Origin of the sequence: Flavobacterium kayseriense (assembly GCF_014305095.1) — a bacterium.
GTDB classification, from domain to species: domain Bacteria; phylum Bacteroidota; class Bacteroidia; order Flavobacteriales; family Flavobacteriaceae; genus Flavobacterium; species Flavobacterium kayseriense.
In genome coordinates, this window is the sequence record NZ_JACRUI010000004.1 from 139451 (window position 1) to 161580 (window position 22130).

Annotated in this window: 22 protein-coding genes; 20 read left to right on the top strand and 2 right to left on the bottom strand. The window is 33.2% G+C overall.

The features are described from left to right. The first annotated feature begins 298 nt into the window (after window positions 1-298). The 20 genes from H8R22_RS11925 to H8R22_RS12020 all read left to right on the top strand — a co-directional run bounded on the left by H8R22_RS11925 (window position 299) and on the right by H8R22_RS12020 (window position 20535). The gene (locus H8R22_RS11925) at window positions 299-793 is read left to right on the top strand and encodes a rhodanese-like domain-containing protein (RefSeq protein ID WP_187010616.1); all 495 of its coding nucleotides are present in this window, start codon (window positions 299-301) and stop codon (window positions 791-793) included. An 81-nt stretch (window positions 794-874) separates the two neighbouring features. Then, window positions 875-1750, top strand: a complete 876-nt coding sequence (locus H8R22_RS11930; RefSeq protein ID WP_187010617.1) for a sterol desaturase family protein — start codon at window positions 875-877, stop codon at window positions 1748-1750. Between the two features lie 57 nt (window positions 1751-1807). Further along, window positions 1808-2728: a DUF547 domain-containing protein gene (locus H8R22_RS11935; RefSeq protein WP_225876023.1), complete on the top strand. Its 921-nt coding sequence runs from the start codon at window positions 1808-1810 to the stop codon at window positions 2726-2728. A 609-nt stretch (window positions 2729-3337) separates the two neighbouring features. Next, the gene (locus H8R22_RS11940) at window positions 3338-4222 is read left to right on the top strand and encodes a hypothetical protein (RefSeq protein WP_187010618.1); all 885 of its coding nucleotides are present in this window, start codon (window positions 3338-3340) and stop codon (window positions 4220-4222) included. A 22-nt stretch (window positions 4223-4244) separates the two neighbouring features. Beyond that, window positions 4245-5207, top strand: a complete 963-nt coding sequence (locus tag H8R22_RS11945) for a fasciclin domain-containing protein (protein ID WP_187010619.1) — start codon at window positions 4245-4247, stop codon at window positions 5205-5207. A gap of 375 nt (window positions 5208-5582) precedes the next feature. Then, a complete protein-coding gene (locus H8R22_RS11950) occupies window positions 5583-6341 on the top strand; it encodes a hypothetical protein (protein WP_187010620.1) in 759 nt (252 codons plus the stop codon). 83 nt (window positions 6342-6424) lie between these two features. Then, on the top strand, window positions 6425-7717 hold the full coding sequence (locus H8R22_RS11955; protein WP_187010621.1) for an NAD(P)/FAD-dependent oxidoreductase: 1293 nt from the start codon (window positions 6425-6427) through the stop codon (window positions 7715-7717). 3 nt (window positions 7718-7720) lie between these two features. Further along, window positions 7721-9313, top strand: coding sequence for a 4Fe-4S binding protein (locus H8R22_RS11960; RefSeq protein ID WP_187010622.1), 1593 nt, complete (start codon window positions 7721-7723; stop codon window positions 9311-9313). A 1-nt stretch (window position 9314) separates the two neighbouring features. After that, window positions 9315-9713 (top strand): toxin-antitoxin system YwqK family antitoxin, encoded by a 399-nt coding sequence (locus H8R22_RS11965; protein WP_187010623.1) that lies wholly within the window; start codon window positions 9315-9317, stop codon window positions 9711-9713. Next, a complete protein-coding gene (locus H8R22_RS11970) occupies window positions 9713-10402 on the top strand; it encodes a glycosyltransferase family 2 protein (RefSeq protein WP_187010624.1) in 690 nt (229 codons plus the stop codon). Before H8R22_RS11965 ends, H8R22_RS11970 begins: the two co-directional genes overlap by 1 nt. Before the next feature lie 4 nt (window positions 10403-10406). After that, window positions 10407-11888, top strand: coding sequence for a cellulose synthase family protein (locus tag H8R22_RS11975; RefSeq protein ID WP_187010625.1), 1482 nt, complete (start codon window positions 10407-10409; stop codon window positions 11886-11888). A gap of 131 nt (window positions 11889-12019) precedes the next feature. Then, window positions 12020-13237 carry a polyprenol phosphomannose-dependent alpha 1,6 mannosyltransferase MptB gene (gene mptB / locus H8R22_RS11980; protein WP_225878966.1) on the top strand — a complete coding sequence of 406 codons (1218 nt, stop codon included), beginning with the start codon at window positions 12020-12022 and terminating at the stop codon, window positions 13235-13237. 36 nt (window positions 13238-13273) lie between these two features. Continuing rightward, window positions 13274-13963 (top strand): DUF547 domain-containing protein, encoded by a 690-nt coding sequence (locus H8R22_RS11985; protein WP_187010627.1) that lies wholly within the window; start codon window positions 13274-13276, stop codon window positions 13961-13963. A gap of 43 nt (window positions 13964-14006) precedes the next feature. Then, window positions 14007-14609: a peroxiredoxin-like family protein gene (locus tag H8R22_RS11990; protein ID WP_187010628.1), complete on the top strand. Its 603-nt coding sequence runs from the start codon at window positions 14007-14009 to the stop codon at window positions 14607-14609. 32 nt (window positions 14610-14641) lie between these two features. After that, window positions 14642-16054: an FAD-dependent oxidoreductase gene (locus H8R22_RS11995; protein WP_187010629.1), complete on the top strand. Its 1413-nt coding sequence runs from the start codon at window positions 14642-14644 to the stop codon at window positions 16052-16054. 162 nt (window positions 16055-16216) lie between these two features. Beyond that, a complete protein-coding gene (locus tag H8R22_RS12000) occupies window positions 16217-17248 on the top strand; it encodes a glycoside hydrolase family 113 (RefSeq protein WP_187010630.1) in 1032 nt (343 codons plus the stop codon). 15 nt (window positions 17249-17263) lie between these two features. Then, complete coding sequence (locus tag H8R22_RS12005; RefSeq protein WP_187010631.1) at window positions 17264-17953, top strand: haloacid dehalogenase type II; 690 nt, start codon at window positions 17264-17266, stop codon at window positions 17951-17953. 589 nt (window positions 17954-18542) lie between these two features. Next, the gene (locus H8R22_RS12010; protein WP_187010632.1) at window positions 18543-18875 is read left to right on the top strand and encodes a hypothetical protein; all 333 of its coding nucleotides are present in this window, start codon (window positions 18543-18545) and stop codon (window positions 18873-18875) included. A gap of 183 nt (window positions 18876-19058) precedes the next feature. After that, window positions 19059-19763 carry a carboxypeptidase-like regulatory domain-containing protein gene (locus tag H8R22_RS12015; protein ID WP_187010633.1) on the top strand — a complete coding sequence of 235 codons (705 nt, stop codon included), beginning with the start codon at window positions 19059-19061 and terminating at the stop codon, window positions 19761-19763. 145 nt (window positions 19764-19908) lie between these two features. Beyond that, a complete protein-coding gene (locus H8R22_RS12020; RefSeq protein ID WP_187010634.1) occupies window positions 19909-20535 on the top strand; it encodes a hypothetical protein in 627 nt (208 codons plus the stop codon). Between the two features lie 241 nt (window positions 20536-20776). On the opposite strand, the gene msrB is transcribed toward H8R22_RS12020, so the two are convergent. Continuing rightward, window positions 20777-21322, bottom strand: coding sequence for a peptide-methionine (R)-S-oxide reductase MsrB (msrB, locus tag H8R22_RS12025; protein WP_187010635.1), 546 nt, complete (start codon window positions 21320-21322; stop codon window positions 20777-20779). A gap of 4 nt (window positions 21323-21326) precedes the next feature. Then, window positions 21327-21956 carry a peptide-methionine (S)-S-oxide reductase MsrA gene (msrA, locus tag H8R22_RS12030; protein WP_187010636.1) on the bottom strand — a complete coding sequence of 210 codons (630 nt, stop codon included), beginning with the start codon at window positions 21954-21956 and terminating at the stop codon, window positions 21327-21329. Window positions 21957-22130 lie beyond the last annotated feature (174 nt).

The following is a 22130-nucleotide window of genomic DNA, read 5'->3' on the forward strand; positions in this document are numbered from 1 at the left end:
GTAACTAACTGTCAAAATGGCAATTGTTTTAATTCAATAAAAATCTAGATCATTCTTTACTAGTACTTCCCACAATGCTTTTACCGTGAAAAAAAGGTGCTACTTAACACCGTTAATGTATAAGAGTAAGTCTATACGAAAATAAATAACTTTTTGTTTTAAAACCAAACGGATTAAATCTCGTATATAAAAGGAGATAAGGTTAAATAGAGGTAACAAAATTTAAATTAATAAAAGTATGGTATAGTAAATGATACGTTACAAATGAATTCATTGATAAAAAATAAAAAGCACTAACATGAAAATTCAAATTACTCTAATTGTTTTACTACTTACTACATTTGTTCAAGCACAAAACACGATTGCGCAAGAACTAGATAGATTAAATAATAAAACGGTACCTTATATATCGGTTCAAGAATTGCAAGCTAAACCTGAGATGGTGGTTTTAGATGCGAGAGAGCCAAAAGAATTTAACACGAGCCATATTAAGAATGCGATCTTTGTTGGTTACAGTAAATTTGACAAAACAAAGGTGACTAAAAAAGTAAATAGTAAAAATACGCCCATAGCAGTTTATTGCTCTATTGGTGTCCGCAGTGAAAAAATTGCGGAAAAATTGCAAAAGATGGGTTATAAAAATGTTTATAATTTGTACGGCGGAATATTTGAGTATAAAAATGCAAATGGAACTGTTTATAACAATCAAAAAAAGGCGACTGATAGTGTTCACACCTACAATAAAAGGTGGAGTCAATACTTAGATAAAGGAATAAAGGTTTACGAGAATTAAATCTTATTTTTACAACCTAAATTAAGTTCTAAATTACACGCAGTAAAGTAAAAATAAAGTTTGAAACTAACAGCTCATAAAATGGAAAAATACTTTGATATCCTTTTAAATTCGTACAGTGGATATTTCAATTATTTAAAAAACGAAATTTTGTTCTGGAAATGGGACAATTACTTTTATGGTTTAATCGCAATTTCATTAGTAGTTTGGTTTCTAGAAATTATATTTCCTTGGAGAAAACAGCAAGCTATCTTTCGTAAAGATTTTTGGCTAGATCTTTTTTACTTGTTCTTCAATTTTTTTCTACTGAACTTAATTCTCTTAATTGCATTATCGAATGTTGCAGAACAGTTTATAAATGACGGACTTAAAATAGTTGGACTTGAATTAGCTTCCATTCAATTATTCTCTATTTCATCGTTATCAAAACCTTTAGCCTTACTACTATTTTTTGTCACAAGTGATTTTTTGCAATGGAACGTACATCGTCTTTTACACACCATACCTTTTTTATGGAAAATACATAAGACACATCATAGCGTGAAAGAAATGGGATTTGCAGCTCATTTTAGATACAATTGGATGGAACCCATTGTTTACAAATCGCTGCTATATATTCCTATCATTTTGGTTGGAGGCGTAAACTTAGAAGATGTTTTCATTGTCCATTTTATAACTATAGCAATAGGTCATTTAAACCATGCCAATTTAGGATGGGATTATGGAGTTTTAAAGTACCTTTTTAATAATCCTAAAATGCACATCTGGCATCATAGTAAGGAAATCCCTAACAAGTATGGTGTGAATTTTGGAATTTCCTTAAGTCTTTGGGATTACATATTTAAAACTAATTATATCCCAAGTAGCGGTAGAGATATTGAACTTGGTTTTAATGACGAAGGAGAATTCCCGAAAAATTTTATTAAACAAGAATTATATCCATTAAAAAATAATTAAATCTCAAGAGGAAATGTTTTCCTAAACACAATTTTACAATAACTAAAAATTTATTCTATGAAAAATTTCCTATTAGCTTTACTAATGTTACCACTACTTTCTTGTGGAAAAACGAAAGATAGCGCAGAGAGCACTGCTTCTGATAATAATTCGATGACCTCAACTGATACGGCAGTGGTAACCACTTCGGACACAGTCACTACTTCGATCATAGAAGTAGCTAATGATAATATCTCGATAGCTGAAAACGATAAAATAATTACCAAAACGGAAACAACAATAGTTACTAAAACTGAAAAACCAAGTACTGTAGTTGCATCAAAAAGTGAAGTAGCAGCAATTAATCATGCTAATTGGACGGCTTTATTGCAAAAAAATGTTTCTAAAAGTGGCCTTGTTAATTACAAAGGTTTTCAAAAGGATAGCAAAGCTGTGACAGCGTACCTTAATGAGTTATCAGCAAATGTACCAACTAAATCGACCTCAAGAAATGCGACTCTTGCCTACTGGATCAATGCATACAATGCGTATACAGTTAAGTTAATTATTGATAATTATCCCACTAAGAGTATCAAAGATATTAATGACCCTTGGGGTAAAAAGTTTATTTCTCTTGCTGGAAAAAAATACAGTTTAGAAGGAATCGAAAACGAAATACTTCGTAAAATGGATGAACCAAGAATACACTTTGCGATCAACTGTGCCTCTGTTTCATGTCCTATTTTATTAAACGAAGCGTTTACCGAAGCAAAGTTGGAGCAGCAACTAAAAGCAGTGACAAAAAGTTTTATTAACGATAAATCTAAAAACACAATTACGGCTAGCAAAATTGAAGTTTCAAAAATATTTGATTGGTTTGCAGCCGACTTTAAAACAAAAGGTTCTGTTATTGATTTTTTAAACCAATTCAGTACTACAAAAATAAATAGTAATGCTCAAGTAAATTTTAAAGAATACAACTGGGGTCTAAACGAATAACTGTTTATCTCTCAAAATTAGAATTTCCAATAGATTTGTAGGCTCTACTTTTACAGATTATTGTTAAAAATTTGTATTTATTGATTGGTTTTCTAAAAAAAATAATTCCTCCTAAGTAAGACTATAATCCAATTATAGTCTTACTTTTTTTTTGGCCATTATAAAATAGCAACAAACTACCGTTGCATCGTTAGGGCCATAGAGTAGATGATGATGTCCATAAAATTTTCACATTTCTAACGCAATAAAATACTTTGATCTCGTTGCAACTGATAAAATACTGCAACGATATAAATAGACTGTGATGCATACAAAATTTAAATAGTCTTATACCTATCCTATCATCTACCTATATAGATTTAGATACAAATATGCTCTCCTATTAACCTTCCTCCTTTTAAAAAATGGTGAATCATATACAACTCAGAAAATTAGCTCTTAATTACCGCGAAGTTGCTACAAACATTAAAAACAACATTATTTAACTTAATTTTAAGAAGCTGAAAAACAGCTATTTAATAAATAATTATGTTTTTTTTTACTTTTTTTAAAACCATAACAATCTATCTCCCGTAAATGATAGAAAGTATAACAAAACAATTTAATATTATGATTAAAAAACAATTATTACTCATTCTAGCTGTGACAACATTTGGATATGTTAATACAGCTCATTCTCAAAGTCCAATTAGTGGATTTATGCAAGGTAAAGGAAAAGGAAACATTTCAGTTTCTTATAGTTCCGAAAAATATGATAAAGTATACTTGGTGCCACAAGAAACAGATGGTGTGCCTGTGTTTAATGAAGTACAATTAAACAGTACCAATTTGTATGCCACTTATGGAGTATCTGATAAATTAGATCTTGTTTTATCAGTACCTTATATTCAAGCTGAAGGAAGTGCTTCTCAAGATGTTTTGAATAATTTAAACTTTTCTAACGAAAGAAGCGGATTTCAAGATGTATCTTTCTACTTAAAGTACAATCCATACTACCATAACTTTGGAAAGTCTTCTCTAAGATTAATTGGTGCAGTAGGATTGAAAACACCACTTAGTGATTACAGAGCTGATGAAGGTTTACAATCTATTATCGCGATTGGAAATAGAAGTACAACAGTTAGCGGACTTGGACTTGCAATGTTCAAAATGGATAACGGCGTTTTTGCTTCTGGACAATTTGGTGTAAATCTAGCGTCAAATGATGTACCAAATTCTATAACATCAGAACTTAAATTAGGATATGCTGCTTCTAAATTTTATGGAGATGCTTATATCGCTGGTCAAAAAACTAACGGCGGTGTCGATATTTTAGGAGAAGGTTTTCAAGGATTCTTCCCAGCAACTACAGTTAATTATACTAAAGTGGGTGTGAATTTGTACACTCCTCTTTATAAAGATTTCGGTTTAGCTGCAGGTGCTAGTACATTAGTAGCAGGTAGAAACATCGGAAAAGCAACTGGTTACTATGGTGCAGTAGTATACAAATTTTAATCAACAACTTTAAATTAAGAAAATGAAAAATTCAAATATAAAAAGTGCTTTATTAGCATTTACATTACTAGCTTCATTAGTATCTTGTAATGACGATTACGCTGACGAAAAACCAACTATTGCAAACATCGCAGTAACAAACCCAGCATTCAGTACACTTGAAGCAGCAGCTATTCAAGGTGGAGTAGCAGTAGTTTTAAGTAACAAAAACGGTGGAGACGCCTCTGGAAACTTTACCGTTTTTGCACCTACAAATGATGCTTTTGCTAGATTAGGATTAGTTGATGCAGGCAGCCTAGGAGCGTTAAATAATACATTTTTAACGAACACACTACTATATCACGTTTCTAACGGAAACTTACCATCTACTCAGTTTACAGCGGGTAGTACTTCAGGATCAGCATTACAAGGTCTAACCAGACGTTTTATTGCAAGAGGAAATGATTTGTATATCAATGGATCAAAAATTGTTATAACTAACGTTGCAGCAAGCAATGGTACTGTTCATGCAATCGACAAAGTTATGCTTGCTACGGGTGCAAACATTGTTGCATCGGCGCAAGCTGTTGCAGGTGGAGGTGTATTCAAAAAACCAGAACTTACCTTTTTAGTAGCAGCAGTTGTAAGATCAGGATTAGCATCTACTTTATCCGATCCAAATAACAATTTCACTATTTATGCACCTACAGATGCTGCCTTTATCGCAGCAGGATTTCCAAATGTAGCAGCTGTATCAGCAGCATCACCATCATTCTTAGCTTCAGTTTTATTGAACCATGCAGTTGGAACAGGTAAATTCACATCTGAGCAAACTGGCTTAACAGCTATGACAGCTGGTGGAGGAACATTGACTTACAGTGCTTTTGCTAACGGAGCATTTACAGTAAAAAGTAATGGAATAACTACTCCAGCGAACATGGTAATTCCTGATATCAAATGTACAAACGGTATCGTACACATTATTGACAAAGTGTTATTACCATAAGAAAATTTAATTAAGAAGTAATGACCGAGATTGTTTTTGGTTATTGTAATCAACAGTCGCAAATCAACTTTTGCGGCTGTTTTTTTTAAAAATAGTTAAAGTATGAGTATTGTGATGCTCGAACACTTTGATTTATTACTCCTGTTTTTCAATAAAAAGAATCTAAACTAATTGTAATCCCATCTAAATTACTGATATTTGTACCTACAAATAATAATTGTTTCCAATGCTAAAAGTAGACTGAAACTAAAAGTTATATTTGTAATTAGTGTTTTTATATAATAGAAGAAGAGCAACTTTAAACATCATAAAGCACTCATAATTAGTTAAGTAAAAACAATAAAATAAACGTTAATTTAAATAAATTAGATTGTAATGAAAATTAATATTCTACCTCTATTAGCTTCTCTTGTAATTACTATCAGTGGATGCAAATCAAATGAAGAAAACGTAACTTTTGCAGAACGTGTTGAAAAAGCACATCTCGCCAAAGAGTTTTCATCAAAAGAAGCCATACAATTTGATTTAAAACTAGAATTTGGAGGAACGGAAAGAATGAATGCAAAATTTACGCTTCTGACTAATTCAAGTAAGGGTGTTATTGAATATACAAATGGTGCTAAAATAGTTATCGACAAGGATAAAGTATTTTATGATAGTACTATTCCTAATGAAGAGGCGGTTCGATTTGATGCTTACACTTGGAGTTATTTTTTCCTCTTTCCTTACAAACTTACTGATCCAGGAACGATTTGGACTGCATATGATAATAAAGAAAAAGACAGCAATAAATTCTTGACTGAAAAATTAACTTTTACATCAGGAACAGGAGATGCACCCGATGATTGGTATGTGGTCTATGCAGATGCAACTACCAATTTAATTGATAAAGCAGCTTATATAGTTACCGTAAAAAGCGGAAAAGCAGAAGCAGAAAAAAATCCTCATGCCATACAATATTTAGACTATACTCCTATAAATGGTATACCCGTTGCCACAAAATGGATTTTCTGGGGATGGCAAGAAGGTAAAGGACTAACTGATGAAATAGGACACGCTACATTAACCAATATAAAATTTGTTGCAGTGGATGCGGACTATTTTAATGCAGGCGCCGACTTCAAAACTAAATAAACTATTTTTTAATTCGATTACTAAAAGTGTAACCATTAGCATCAATCTAATTTGCTACTAACCTAACCAAAAAATTCTTTAACATGGAACATATTGTTATTATTGGAAATGGAGTTGCTGGTGTTACGCTGGCACGACATATCAGAAAAAAATCAGATTCGAAAATCACAATTGTATCTGCTGAACATGAATTTTACTTTTCACGTACAGCGCTAATGTATGTTTTCATGGGGCACATGAAATTAGAACACACGCAGCCTTACGAAAATGATTTTTGGAAAAAAAATAATATCGATTTAATTCAAGGGTTGGTAACTTCAGTTGTACCGGATCAAAAAGAAATTCTATTAGAAAATGATACAAAAATAAGTTTTGATAAATTAGTTTTGGCAACAGGTTCTAAACCTAATAAATATGGTTGGCCTGGACAAGATTTAAAAGGAGTGACTGGCCTGTATCACAAACAAGATTTAGAATCCTTAGAAGAATGGGCTCCTACAGCAAAAAGAGCAGTAATAGTAGGTGGCGGCCTAATTGGCATTGAATTAGCTGAAATGCTTCGATCGAGAGACATCGCCGTTACATTTCTTGTGCGTGAAGCATCATTTTGGAGCGGTGTATTACCTTTTGGCGAAAGCCAGATGATTAATCGCCATATCCTTGAGCACCATATCGATTTAAGGTTAGATACCAATTTAGTTGAAATTACGTCAGATGAAAATGGACGTGTAAAGTCAATACTTACTGATAAAGGAGAAACTATTGAATGTGAAATTGTAGGTCTTACTGCCGGTGTTTCACCAAACATAGCTTTTTTAAAAGGATCAGGAATTGAACTAGACAAAGGAATCAAAGTTAATCGCTATTTAGAAACCAATATTAAAGATATCTATGCTATTGGAGACTGTGCTGAACAACAACAAGCAATTGACCAGCGTAGACCAATTGAGGCAGTGTGGTACACTGGAAGAATGATGGGAGAGACATTAGCACAAACACTCACTGGAACACCCACAAAATACTCTCCTGGACATTGGTTTAATTCAGCTAAGTTTTTAGACATAGAATATCAAACCTACGGTTGGGTATGGGCTAAAGCCAAAGAAAATGAGGAGCACTTTTATTGGGAACATGATTCAGGTAAAAAAGCAATCCGAATCGCTTTTGATAAAAAAGATCACACCTTTTTAGGGATTAATACTTTTGGAATTCGAATGCGACATGAGTTTTTTGATGCCGTGTTAACTAAAAAAGAAACGGTAGAGTATGTAATCGCAAACTTAGCAACAGCAAATTTTGACCCCGAATTATATACAACCTACAATCAAGCAATTCAAAAACAATTCATTAGCCAATTTGCTACTAAACAAAACTAAAAAATGAGTAAATCAATCAAAAATATATCTATCGCATCTCATGAGAACATGCAAATGGATAGTGTTCAAAAATTAGGGATTACTCTGGGATTAGTTGGTCTTTTTATCATGACACTAGCGCTCTTTAATGTATCGTTCCCTAATAAAGGCGTATGGTTAACTGCTTCTATAACAGCTATTTTAGCAGGAATAACAATCTATGCTAATAGAACCTATTTAAATCAGCCCGAAGGCATAAAAAATAATGGCGTTTGGCACAAGGACTTTACTAGTAAAGGGAGTTGGGCTTGGATGACAGGTATCATACTTACCTCTTTTTATATCGTACTGTATTGGTTTCCTCAATATTTAGGATTGGCGCAAGAAGGTGGTAGTAATACAGGAATTGTAGGCTTTTTTGATCCGCTTAGTTATGTTTTAAATGGTAAAGCGGCAAGTCAATGGTTTGTTTATGGAACCTTATATACTATTGCTATCCTTGGCCTTGGATATAAATTTATTTTAAAATACCGCCATAATAAATACCAATTATTCCGTACTTTATCGGTCATGTTTTTTCAATTAGGATTTGCATTTCTAATTCCTGAAATTCTAGAAAAATTAAATCCAGAAAAAGCGTATTTCGCAAAGGATATAAAAAACATGTGGCCTCTTAATTATTACTTCTTTAATGATTGGCATTTAAAAGCCATGTTCGACGGTGGTAATTTAGGAATGTTTATGTTAATTTTTGGAATAGCTTTAATCTTTATCATCTCTCCCATATTAACTTATTTCTACGGAAAACGCTGGTATTGTTCATGGGTTTGTGGTTGTGGAGGTCTTGCTGAGACAGCTGGAGATAGTTTTAGACATTTGTCTAATAAATCTGTTACCGCATGGAAAATAGAAAGATGGATGATTCACTCTGTATTGGTATTTTCATTCGTAATGACGATTGCCGTTCTTTTCACGTTTCTATCAGACAATCCAGAGATTAGTTTTATTACTAAAGATCATTTCATTTGGGGCATCGTTATTTTCCTTGCTGTTTTTACAAGTGTTTTATTTATTTTCAAACGAAAAGACTTAGATGCCGATGCTGTTTATACGATGCTATCGTTGGTAGCTATTATAATTATATCTTTACTTATCAATTATTTTTCTGGTAACCGAAACATCCTTTTTATTGATGGTAATTCATTACGTGAATGGTACGGATTTGCTATAGGAGCTGCCTTTAGTGGCGTGGTTGGCGTTGGTTTTTATCCTATTTTAGGAAATCGTGTTTGGTGTCGCTTTGGTTGTCCAATGGCAGCAATATTAGGTTTACAGCAACGCTTATTTTCAAAATTCAGAATTACTACGAACGGAGGTCAATGCATCTCTTGCGGAAATTGCTCTACTTATTGCGAAATGGGGATTGATGTACGTAGCTATGCTCAAAAAGGTGAAAACATAGTACGCTCTTCATGTGTAGGTTGTGGAATTTGTGCAGCTGTATGTCCGCGTGGTGTACTTAAATTAGAAAACGATACTCCAGCAGGACGTATCAATTCAAACGAAATATTATTAGGTAATGACGTCAATTTGATGGATTTACTAAACAACAAATAACATGAAAAAAGCAATTTATATTTTGTTTTTGTTTGTCTTTATTCAAACTTCCGCTCAGAAAACGTATCATAAAACCTATTTTAAAAATGGAAATATGGAATCAGAAGGCTGGCTAAACCAAAATCAAAAAGTAGACTACTGGTTTTATTACTTTGAAAACGGAAACAAAAAAGCAGAAGGACATTTTGAGGAAAATAAAAAATGCAAATGGTGGGTTTTCTATAAATCCAATAAACAAATTGATAAAAAAAGTGAATTCGAAAACGATCAGCTAAATGGATTAACTTTAATTTATCAAAAGAACAATATCATTAGAGCTGAAAAATATGCCATGGGTAAAAAACTAAAAGAATGGAATTCTTTATCAGAATTCAAAAAAGACAATAAAATAAGCTTCTAATGAATCACATAAAAGTAATTATCCCTGCTTATAATGAAGAAAAAGCAATTGCCAACGTAATTAAAGAAATTCCAACCTTTGTCAACGAGATTATTGTAATAAGTAACAACTCGACAGACAACACTATTCAAGTGGCAAAAAATGCAGGAGCAACAGTATTGTCTGAAAGTCGCAAAGGTTATGGCTTTGCCTGCCTAAAGGGAATGGACTACATTGCTAATCAAGAAATAAAACCAGACATCATTGTTTTTTTAGATGGTGATTATTCAGACTATCCAGAGGAATTAATTAAGTTAATAGCTCCAATACAAAATGATAATATTGACTTTGTAATAGGTGCAAGAGTAGCTTCACTTAGAGAAAAGCATTCCATGACTCCGCAACAAGTCTTTGGGAATTGGCTAGCGACAACTCTTATGAAAATATTTTTTAATGCAAAATTTTCTGATTTAGGTCCTTTTAGAGCAATTAAATATAATAAATTACTAGCTTTAAACATGGAAGACAAAACCTATGGTTGGACAGTAGAAATGCAACTAAAGGTCTTGAAACAAAAAATGAGCTATAAAGAAATTCCAGTTCGTTACAAAAATAGAATTGGCGTTTCTAAAGTATCGGGTACGGTTAAAGGCACGATTATGGCTGGAGTAAAAATAATAGGATGGATCTTTAAATATACCTTTAAATAATAAAATGTTACAACTTTCTTACATCATAGTAATCCTATACAGCATCTCGATTGTACTATTGTTTTTGTATAGTTTGGCTCATTTTAATTTGTTGCTAAATTATCTTAAAAGCAAAAAACAAAAAGACAAATCACAACAATACGATCTTAATAACCCGAGCGAAACTCCTTTCGTGACCATACAATTACCTATCTATAATGAAAAATACGTAGTAGAACGCCTTTTAACTACTATTGCTCAAATGAATTATCCGCAGCACAAGCTAGAAATACAAGTTCTTGACGATAGTACTGATGATAGTGTGATAGAAACAGCCCAATTAATCAAACAAATAGCTGCCACTGGTATTGATATTACTCACATACGCAGAACTAATAGGACTGGCTATAAAGCTGGCGCCTTGAAGGAAGGATTACTTACTGCTAAAGGAGAATTTATCGCTATTTTTGATGCTGATTTTGTACCTCAAAAAGATTGGCTTTACCAAACAATCCCTTATTTTAAGAATCCAAAAATTGGAGTGGTACAAACCCGCTGGGGACATTTAAACCGTGACTATTCTGTTTTAACAAAAATTCAGGCTTTTGCATTAGATGCGCATTTTACCATAGAGCAAGTAGGACGAAATTCAAAATTACATTTTATCAATTTCAACGGTACCGCAGGTGTTTGGAGGAAACAATGCATAATAGATGCTGGTAATTGGGAAAGTGACACGTTAACCGAAGATCTTGATTTAAGCTACCGCGCTCAGTTAAAAAAATGGGAATTCAAGTACTTAGAAAATGTCGTGACACCAGCGGAACTTCCAGCCATAATAAGTGCTGCAAGATCGCAACAATTTAGATGGAACAAAGGCGGAGCCGAAAATTTTAGTAAAAACGCTTCGCGTGTATTGCAATCAAAATCAATTGGGTTTAAAACGAAAGCACATGGAATGCTGCATTTATTAAACAGCACCATGTTTTTAGCCATTTTTACAATGGCAATATTAAGTGTACCCATGCTGTATATCAAAAATGAATTCCCAGTATTTAATCGAGTATTTGACATACTAATTTTCTTTATCGTTACATCTATCCTGTTTTTCATTAGTTACTGGGCTACATATAAAAGTATTCACGGCGGCGGCTTTAGAAACTTCGTTAGCTATATGGGTCTTTTTATTACCTTTTATACGATTGCCATGGGCTTTTCTTTTCACAATACTATCGCCGTTTTAGAGGGTCTATGGGGCAAAAAAAGCGAATTTGTGCGAACTCCAAAACTTAACATCGAAGCGCTAAAAGACAAATGGAAACAGAATAGCTATATCTCTCAAACCATTTCTAAAAATATCATCGCCGAAGGAATACTAATACTTTATTTTCTTTTCGCTATGTATAGCGCAATACGCTTGAATGACTACAGTTTAATTGCCCTCCATTTAATGTTATTTCTAGGGTTTGGTTTTGTATTTGTCAAGTCAGTAGTTGGGAATAAATGATAAATAGTAAACTAAATAACAAGAAAACTTATGGTTTAATCACCCTAAGTATTTTCCTTTACACGTACCTAGCGTATTTTCTTGATCGTTCGCAATTTATAAATCTGATAATATGTGTAAGCGTCCTATTTTTGTCTTTTGTACAAATTATAAAATGGCAAAAGGATGATTTTAAGTTCCTAACCATTACGGCAGTTTTGTTTCAATTGGCGGTCCTTTTGGCTTTGCCTAATTTATCACAGGATTACTTTAGATTCATTTGGGACGGGTATTTATTGATTCAGCAAATGAACCCTTACTTACAGTTACCAAAAGACCTGATTCTTCAATCAGACTTAGGCATTCCTAATGCTAAAGAATTGTATAGTGGTATGGGAAGTTTAAGCGCAAAGCATTACTCTAACTATCCTCCTGTAAACCAATTTATTTTTGCAGTAGCGGCCTTTTTTAGTACAAAATCCATACTAAGTACGGTAATTGCAATGCGTATTCTCATTATAGCAGCAAACATAGGAACACTTTATTTTGGTAGTAAACTACTCGGTCGATTAGGAGTTGCTAAGCACCGAATTTTCTATTTCATTTTGAATCCGCTAGTACTAATTGAACTTACAGGAAATTTACATTTTGAGGGTGTAATGCTTTTCTTCTTCGTATGGTCTATGTATTTGCTAGAGCAAAATAAATGGAAAATGGCCGCCGTTATTTTAGCACTTTCCATATCCGTAAAATTATTGCCCTTACTCCTTCTACCTCTGTTCTTAAAAAAATTAGGATGGGGTAAAGCAATCGTGTTTTATATAATTGTAGTCGGAGTTAATGTTCTACTTTTTCTTCCCTTTCTTTCTAATGCACTAATTCAAAATTACAGCGAAACTATTGGATTATGGTTTACGAATTTTGAATTCAACGCTAGTGTTTATTACATCATTCGAGAAATAGGATTTTGGATTACAGGTTACAATATCATCCATATCACAGGAAAAATCATTCCTGTTTGCATTATTTTATTTATCGCTTATCAAAGTTTGAAGGAAAAGAACATCAATACGTTGCAGCTTTTTAATAGCTTCTTATTAGTCCTTACCGTTTACTTCTTCAGCTCGACTACTGTTCATCCTTGGTATGTCATAAACTTGATACTAATAGGTATATTTACAAAATACAACTTTCCAATAATTTGGAGCTTTACCATCTTCCTAAGTTATATAGCGTATTCAACTCCTGAGTTCAAAGAGAACTATTGGCTCATCGCCGTGGAATATGGCTTAGTAGTGTGCTATATTTTATTTGAGCAGCAGATAATGAAAGCAGAAAAAACAACACTGCTTTATTCCGATCAAAAATGATGTAATAATTTATTTTAATCTTCTAAATAGCTACCTATGGACTGCCCAAACTGCTTACTTTCTATATCTGAAAAATTATTACTTAATGTAAAAATGAATTTAGATACGGAACAGGAACAACTCTTTTTGCATTCAGTCACTTTGACTCAATTAAAAGCCAAACTAAATAAAGATGCGGCTAAAAAGGCATTTTGGATCAATATTTACAACGCCTTTTATCAAATAGAGGCACGTAAATCAGCAGTTAATCGCAAAACTATTTTTAGTGCTAAGAAGATTCCTATTGCTGAAAATCTTTTTAGTCTCGACGATATCGAGCACGGAATTTTAAGAAAAAATCGCTGGAAATGGAGTTTTGGTTACTTAAGAAATCCTTTTGCATCTACCTTATTAATAGATATGGAAGTGCAAACAATCGATTTTCGAATTCACTTTGCATTAAATTGCGGTGCCAAGAGCTGCCCTCCTATCGCTTTCTACAATTTTGAAAAAACAGATCAACAATTGGATAGCGCAATGCATTCCTTTCTTGAGCAAGAGACAACTATAGATCATCGCACTAAAACCATTACAACTTCCAAGTTACTGTTGTGGTACCGTGCTGATTTTGGTGGAACAAAAGGCATAAAACAAGCGCTAACTAAAGTACTTGCAGTAGATACAACTCCTTATAAAATTAGGTTTGAATCCTACAGTTGGGAATCCCATTTAGAAAATTATTCGTAACTTCATGAACTTAGTTTAATCCCTTAATTAAAAATACAATCACATGTATAAAACAATTTTAGCATTAGTTTTTATTGCTTTTTTTACTATCTCAGCTAACGCACAAACAGCACCACTACAAGCAGAGGATATCAGTCCACTTTTAATTGGAGAAATACTACCCCCTGCTCAATTACTAAATGCAGATGGAAAAACGATAGCGCTTAATAGCATACTAACAGCTAAGCCAACAGTTTTAGTATTTTATAGAGGTGGATGGTGCCCCTATTGTAATGCTCAATTATCAGGTTTAGTGGATATAGAGCAACAAATTTTAGATTTAGGTTACCAAATCGTTGCTGTTAGTCCAGACGATTATAGAAATCTAAAAAATACCGAGGAGAAAGATAAAATCAAATACCAAGTACTATCCGATAAAAACGGTGCATTCATAAAGGAAGTTGGCATCGCTTTTCAAACGCCGTCAGCAATAAAAGGATATGTAGCTACCCAAGGGCAAAAAGGAGAAACAGCAACTGTTTTACCGGTGCCAACAGTACTAATCGTTACTACTAAAGGAGAAATTGTTTTTGAATACATTAACCCTAATTATAAACAACGAATTAGTGGCGACATGCTTTTAGCAGTTTTAAAAACAATTAAATAAAACGACAGCGATAGCTGACAAAACTAAAATAAATGGAACAAAAAATAAAAATGTATGGTGCTGAATGGTGTCCAGACTGCAGAAGAACAAAAGAGCTTTTTGCAAAAAATAAAATTGATTTTGAATATATAAATATTGACATTACTCCTGAGGCATCACAACTGGTAGAAGGTTATAATAAAGGAAAACGAATCATTCCAACCGTTTTAATCAATGATACTGCCTATAGTAATCCTCAAAATCATGAATTAGCCCAAACATTAGGCATTAACAAGCAAGGCAAACTTGTAATGTATGGAGCCGATTGGTGTCCTGATTGCCAGCGTGCAAAACATTTTTTACAAGACAATCAAATAAATTTTGAATTCATAGATGTTGAGACAACTGAGGGAGCGAGTGAATTTGTGATGAATGCTAATAATGGAAAAAGAATCATACCAACCATTTTGTTCAACGACAAAGCCTATTCCAACCCAGATAACGCTACACTAACAAAGTTACTCGGTATCGATAAAGTAGCCGACACTAAAATATATGATGTACTCATTATAGGTGGTGGTGCGGCTGGACTTACTACTGCTATATATGCACAAAGAGATCGTTTTGATAGCATCATTTTAGAAAAAACCAATATTGGAGGGAATGCATATATAACAAAAAAAATAGAGAACTATCCCGGCTTCAAAGAGGTATCTGGCCCTGATTTAATGGATCGAATGGAAAGTCAAGCCGAAACACTAGGAGCCAAAATAGAAACGGGAGAAGAAATACAAAACATAGAGAAAGCGCAAAACTTTTTTAAAGTAACAACCCCTTCCCAGGAATATCGCTCTAAATCAATTGTTATTGCGACAGGAAGTACTTATCGCACCCTTGGCATCGATGGGGAACAAGAACTTATTGGTTCTGGAATTCATTTCTGCGCTACTTGTGATGGCGCCTTTTATCGCGACAAGGAAGTAATTGTAATTGGTGGCGGAAACAGCGCACTCGAAGAAGGAATGTTTTTAGCAGGCTTTTGCAAAAAAGTAAGTATCATTCATCGAGGTGAGCAGTTTTCGGCAAATGAAATCTACAGTGAAAAACTAGAGACGTTCTCTAATATTGAAGTTTTTTTAAATAAAACGCCAACAGCATTTATTGCCAACGATAGCGGAAGTTTTGAAACAATGACTTACACCGATAATGAAACTGACAAAGAGAACGAAATAAAGGCCGACGGCGTTTTTATCTTCATTGGATTACTTCCTAATACTAAGCCTTTTGAAGGATTAATCAACCTGTCTGAAAGTGGTCACATTCTCACTAAAGGACTAAATCAAACTAGCATTCCGGGTATTTTTGCCGCAGGCGATTGTCGTTTTGGTGCTATTGCGCAAGTGGCAGCAGCTACAGGAGAAGGCGTTGTGGCAAGCTATGGGATAAGAGAATACTTGAAAAGGTAGCGATATAAAAATTGGTTTTACGTAAAACTGCTTCAAAAAAAGCAACTTAAATTACCTCTAAAGTGAAAATAGAAACTATAAATTGCTTAGAAAAACCGAAAAAAAAACTTAAAATTTGACAATAATTTAGTTTCACTATTTAAAATGAGTAACTTTACTTTTATGAAAAAAAACGCTATCATACTCTCTGTGGCTCTATTAATTATTAGTAGTAGCTATGCCTTTTTTCACTTTAATAGCGCAAAGTCAATAATCCCTCGTGCTGTTAAGATAGAATACAAAGGGATGAATTTAGTTGCTCCCATCAAAGAGTTAAGAAGCGTAACACTTGAAGAGCTACAAGCTCATCACGTCAATTCTGTTTCCTTGATTCCCTACGCTTTTGTCGACATTGAAAATGCCGCTATTCGATATAATAATAAACGCCAATGGTGGGGTGAAAGGACTGAGGGGATAATAGCGAGCAATAAATTAGCGCACGATTATAAAATGAGCGTAATGCTTAAACCTCATTTATGGGTTAACCATGGCTTTTATACTGGAATTCTTGACTTTTCAAATGATGCCGAATGGGAAAAATGGGAGGCTGATTATGAGAAATACATTCTTGATTTTGCACGCTTAGCCCAATCCGAAAAGATGGAACTCTTTTGTTTTGGAACTGAACTAGGGAATTCAATCGCAAAACGTCCGCAATACTGGTCGCAATTAATTGTAAAAATTCGTAAAATATATACTGGGAAATTAACCTATGCTGCTAACTGGGATGATTTTGATAAAGTCCCATTCTGGAATGAACTTGATTATATCGGTATCGATGCGTATTTTCCATTGTCTGATGCTGTTACTCCAACGGTAGCAGAGCTAAACAAAGCTTGGAAAGAACACATCCTAAAGATGGAAAAACTCCAAACTAAAATAAATAAAAAAATACTTTTCACCGAGTTTGGCTACCGCAATTCTGATGAAGCCGCAAAAGCACCTTGGACCGAAATCCAAACAACTATGAATAATTTGGCGCAAGCCAATGCGTACGAAGCTTTGTTTCAGACCTTAAGCAAAAAGTCATGGTTTGCAGGCGGATTTGCATGGAAATGGTATGCTGATGAGTATCACAAACAAAAGAAAAACAATGTCGATTATACTCCGCAAGGCAAGCCTGCACTTGAAACGATTAAAAAATGGTATAAATAAGTAATGCACACAACAATGACCCAAATAACAACTAAGCCCGTAATCATATTCGATGTAAACGAAACTTTACTCGATATGACGCCCCTAAAAAAAGCCATCAATACACTTTTACGGCAAGAACAAGGTTTCCGAATTTGGTTTGGAATGTTGCTGCATTACTCAACCGTATCTAACAGCATTAATGAATACCATAATTTCACGACCATCGCAGCGGCAACACTCGATATGGCGGCCACTTCCCTGCAAGTTACTGTAACTCCTGAGGAAATAAAAGCTACTTTATCAACTATCAAATCATTGCAAACCTACCCTGATGTGATCAAGGGATTGCAATTATTGAAAGACAATGGTTTTCGATTAATAACCTTAACTAACTCTCCAGATGCTGCCTTGCAAGAGCAACTAAAAAACTCTAAGCTCACCCACTATTTTGAGCAAGCATTAAGCATCGACACCATTGCTAAGTACAAACCAGCGCAGGAAACCTATTTATGGGCAGCCGAGAAGCTAGGGGTACAACCTCAACAAATGATTATGATCGCAGCGCATGGTTGGGACATAGCAGGCGCTGCACATGCAGGATTAGCCACAGGCTTTATCACTCGTGAAGGACAAGCAATCTATCCTTTGTCCATTGCACCTAATTTTATAGCAGCTGATATTCTTGAGATAGCCAAACAATTAGTTGCGGCTTATCAAAGATAATCGTTCTCATAGCTAACTAATTTACAGAAATTACAATTATATTATTTTGGGCGTGACCCGCTAAACCCTCATTTCATGGGTTAAGCGGGTCGGGCTATCCGTTACAAGTCCGCAACAAGTTACGCTATCGCTACACTTGTTTGTGGGCTTTTCACTGCTATCCCTCACGCAATTAAACAGTTATTATACAATCATACAAAGATTTAAATTAATAATTGAAAGAAAATACTTTGACATTTATTTTGTGAATTAAGAAAAAACACATAAACTTGAGTGAGTTTGTAGTTATAACTCACTCAAATGAAAATAGAATCGAACATATTAATTCTTGCAGTTTTATGTATGATGTAGCGATAATCTTTGCAGCTGGAGCACACGAAACATATATTCCTGCAAAAGTAATTTTACCTTTTACAATGATACAAGCCAACTTAAATAATGAAATAAGTTTAATTCGGTTTATCACAACTATAATCCAAATACCAGTTTATAGTGGAATTTTAGTGACCAAACCGAAATACAAATACTTTTTATTTGGAAGACATTTTTTGACAATTACTTTATGTTTTTATTGTAATAATGACTCATTTTGAATTTACAAAAACTCTCTAAACTAGAAACCGAATATAAAAGTATTGCAATTAAAAGCGTACTACTTTTTGTGATTTTTTTATTACTATTTGTAATTGAGATTTTTGCTTTTTGCGGAATCTATGGCGAAAGTGCCACTGCAAGCAGAATTTCAGAAATTTGGTATGTTGAAATAATATTGGACTATTTACCCATCGTAATAATTAGTGGATATTTGATGATCCAAATATTTATAAACGTTAACGAACAGAAATATATTAAATCTAAAACTAACATAGTTACATTAGTAATTTTGATGATTTTATTCATGTTACGAAACGAAATTCAATAACTACTATTCTGAAGATAATCGAGTGCTAATAGCTTTTTTTAAAATATTTCGGATTCTTTGGTAAAATTAGAGTTACGTCTCGAAAAAAATTTTAACTTTAAACTGTAGCGATTTATAACGAAGGTTAAAACCTAAATATAAAATAAATATGTCTACCAAAAGGCAAATAAAACTAAAATTTGAATGTTCTACACAATTAAAATACCTAAACCATGCAATGAGAAATGGGATGAAATGACTTCATCTCAAAAAGGTAAGTTTTGCTCAAAGTGTAAAAAAGAAGTTATTAATTTTCAATTTTATTCAGACCAACACCTTTTAGACAACATTAAAAAATCAGACAATATTTGTGGGCGATTTTTACCTCATCAAATCAATAAGGAACTACAACCAACAGGTCAAAATATTTTTAATCGGATTGCATTATTCTTTACCATTACATTTATTTTTCTAGCCAAACCTTCGTTCTCACAAAACAAAAAGGACAAAATCGAAATCGTTGAAAATAGTATAAACAATTCCAAATTAAAAAATATCAAAAACGATTATGTTGAGATTAACGGAAAAGTCGTTGAGAAATCCATGGCAGAAAACAGTAAAAGTTATCCATTGCCAGGAGTAAGCATCATACAATTAGGCACAGAGAATAATGTTAATTCAGATATTAATGGAAATTTTAAAATAAAAATTCCTTCAAAGTATTTTAACCGAAAAATAACATTAGCCTTTAGTTACATTGGCATGGAAAGAAAAGAAATAGAGGTAACCAATACAACAAAAGAGTTAAAAGTTGAAATGAGTGCTGCAGAACAATTAATGGGTGAAGTTATAATTGTTAAAAGAAAAAAGAAAACTATTTTTAGGAGTGTTGGAAATTTATTTAAGTAATAAATACTAGCCTCAAATTGCAATTTTCTAAATTTAGTACTTAGCCACAATTATATTAGTATTTTCGTTGAAATCCAACTAAAAGCTACGCGCCTAACTTTACTTACAAGTATAAACCAACTTAATAACTCATTTAAAAAAAAATATGAAAATAATAATTATCCTAATCTGTTTTACTTCCTTACTTTTTGGACAACGTAAACAAAAAGTTTTCTACAATGAAATTGGAGAAAAAGTTGAGAAACAAAAATTCACAGAAAGTATTGACCATCATAAAAATTTAGATGTATATTACGAAAATGACACCACTAAAGTAGGAATGTTAGTTACTCGTCAAAAATTTGGTCATTTAGACAAAATGACGTTTATGAACTTAAAAGAGTATTTGACTGAAATAAGCGCTAAGCGAATTGACACAACACAAAATATTGTGATAAACTATTTAACTGCTTTTCCTAAAAAAGCCGCTAATACTAAATCGAGATCAAATTGGAATATTTTAGACAACGATTACTTGGAAAATCTTCATAAAATAGCAGATATTAGTCAATTTTGGATAAATGCTCCAGAATCTGATAATTTACACTATTATCATGCGGATAGGATTAAGTGGATTGCAGACCGAAACAATTTATTTAAGAAATTATTTTTTCCCTATGAAATAAGATACGGCAATTATATTTTGATCAAACCAGATGGTAAATTTTATTATTATTTAGGCGAACATAGTAAAAATGATATTTTGGAAAATTCAAAAAAATATTTTAATTAAATATAAAAATACAATCTAACGGTTTGTATTGCGATTTCTACCTAGAGTTCCGTTAAAACAATCGTTTGTATCGCTTCAAAATTCCTTCATAATTTACAAGAGCAGTACTTAATCTTCTAAATACTTGTTTAGTATCATCACTTTTATGAATAAATTTTAAAAATATAACAAGAATGAAACCCAAAAGGGCGTTTATTTCAGATGAAACAAACGCCCTTTTTTCGAATAATTAACCAAATTATTACTTTGCTTCTTCGAATGTCAATGAAGCGGAGTTCATGCAATAACGTAGTCCTGTAGGATTAGGTCCGTCATCAAAAAGATGTCCTAAATGTCCTTCGCAACGCGCGCATACGATCTCTCCTCGAACCATTCCTGCACTTTTATCTACTACTTCTTTTACTCTGCTCATGTCTAAAACATCATAAAAACTAGGCCATCCTGTGCCTGAATCAAATTTAGTTTTTGATGTAAATAAAGGCAAATTACATCCTGCGCAGTAGTATGTTCCTTTTTTATGATTGTCATGATATTCATTCTGAAAAGGGCGCTCTGTCCCTTTTTCACGTAAAATATAATATTGATTAGGAGTTAGCTCCTTTTTCCATTGCTCATCGGTTTTAACTACTTTTTTCAAAATAGTGTCTGATAATGATAAAGTAGACTGCTCCACTTGTATTTCTTTCCCTGTCTCGGCTACTTCTTTTTTCCCCTTACTAGCTTGTAAACAAGCAATAAAACTAAAGGAGATTAATATAGTAGCAATAAATTGATGGTATCTTTTCATGATTTTAATTATTTGGTTTTAATTTACCTTTGTAAGCAGCTTTGAACTTGTTATATCTAGGTACTGAAACTCCTTTAACGTATGGCTGATTAGGATTAGTTTTAACGTAATCTTGATGATAGTCTTCTGCCTCATAAAAATCAACAACAGGCTTCACCTCTGTAACTATTGGATTAGCAAATACTTTCTTAGCAGTCAAATCCTTAATTTTGTCTTCAATAATTTTTTTCTCAGCTGGAGTTTTATAAAAAGCAATCGAGCGATAAGATGATCCACGATCTGGCCCTTGCTGATTAGGTGTTGTCGGGTCTTGCGATGCAAAAAACACATTCACCAACTCTTTATACGAAATTACCTTTGGATCGTAAAAAACAGCGATCGATTCAGCGTGACCCGTTCTATTAGAACCTACTTGTTCATAGCTAGGATTTTTAGTTGATCCTCCACTGTATCCAGATATTGCTTCGTTTACGCCTACAACGGCTTCAAAAACATGCTCTGTACACCAGAAACATCCTGATGCAAAAACAGCAACAGCTTGTCCGTTTTTAGGCTCAAGAGATAATTTTTTTGTTTGTGCATTAGTGCAGCTTATCACTGTGAAAAACACAAATAAGTAACTTAGTATTTTCATTTTATACTGTTTAAAGATTGAATATTATTATAAGTAATTGATTATGAGTAGATAACGTTTTCGGTCAATTTACTCCGCTCAATTAGGTATCTTTTGTAATTTACGACATATTTACAGTCTTGGTTTTCAAACAATTGCTAAAGTTTTGTTAGTTTTAACACATACTGTTTCTAT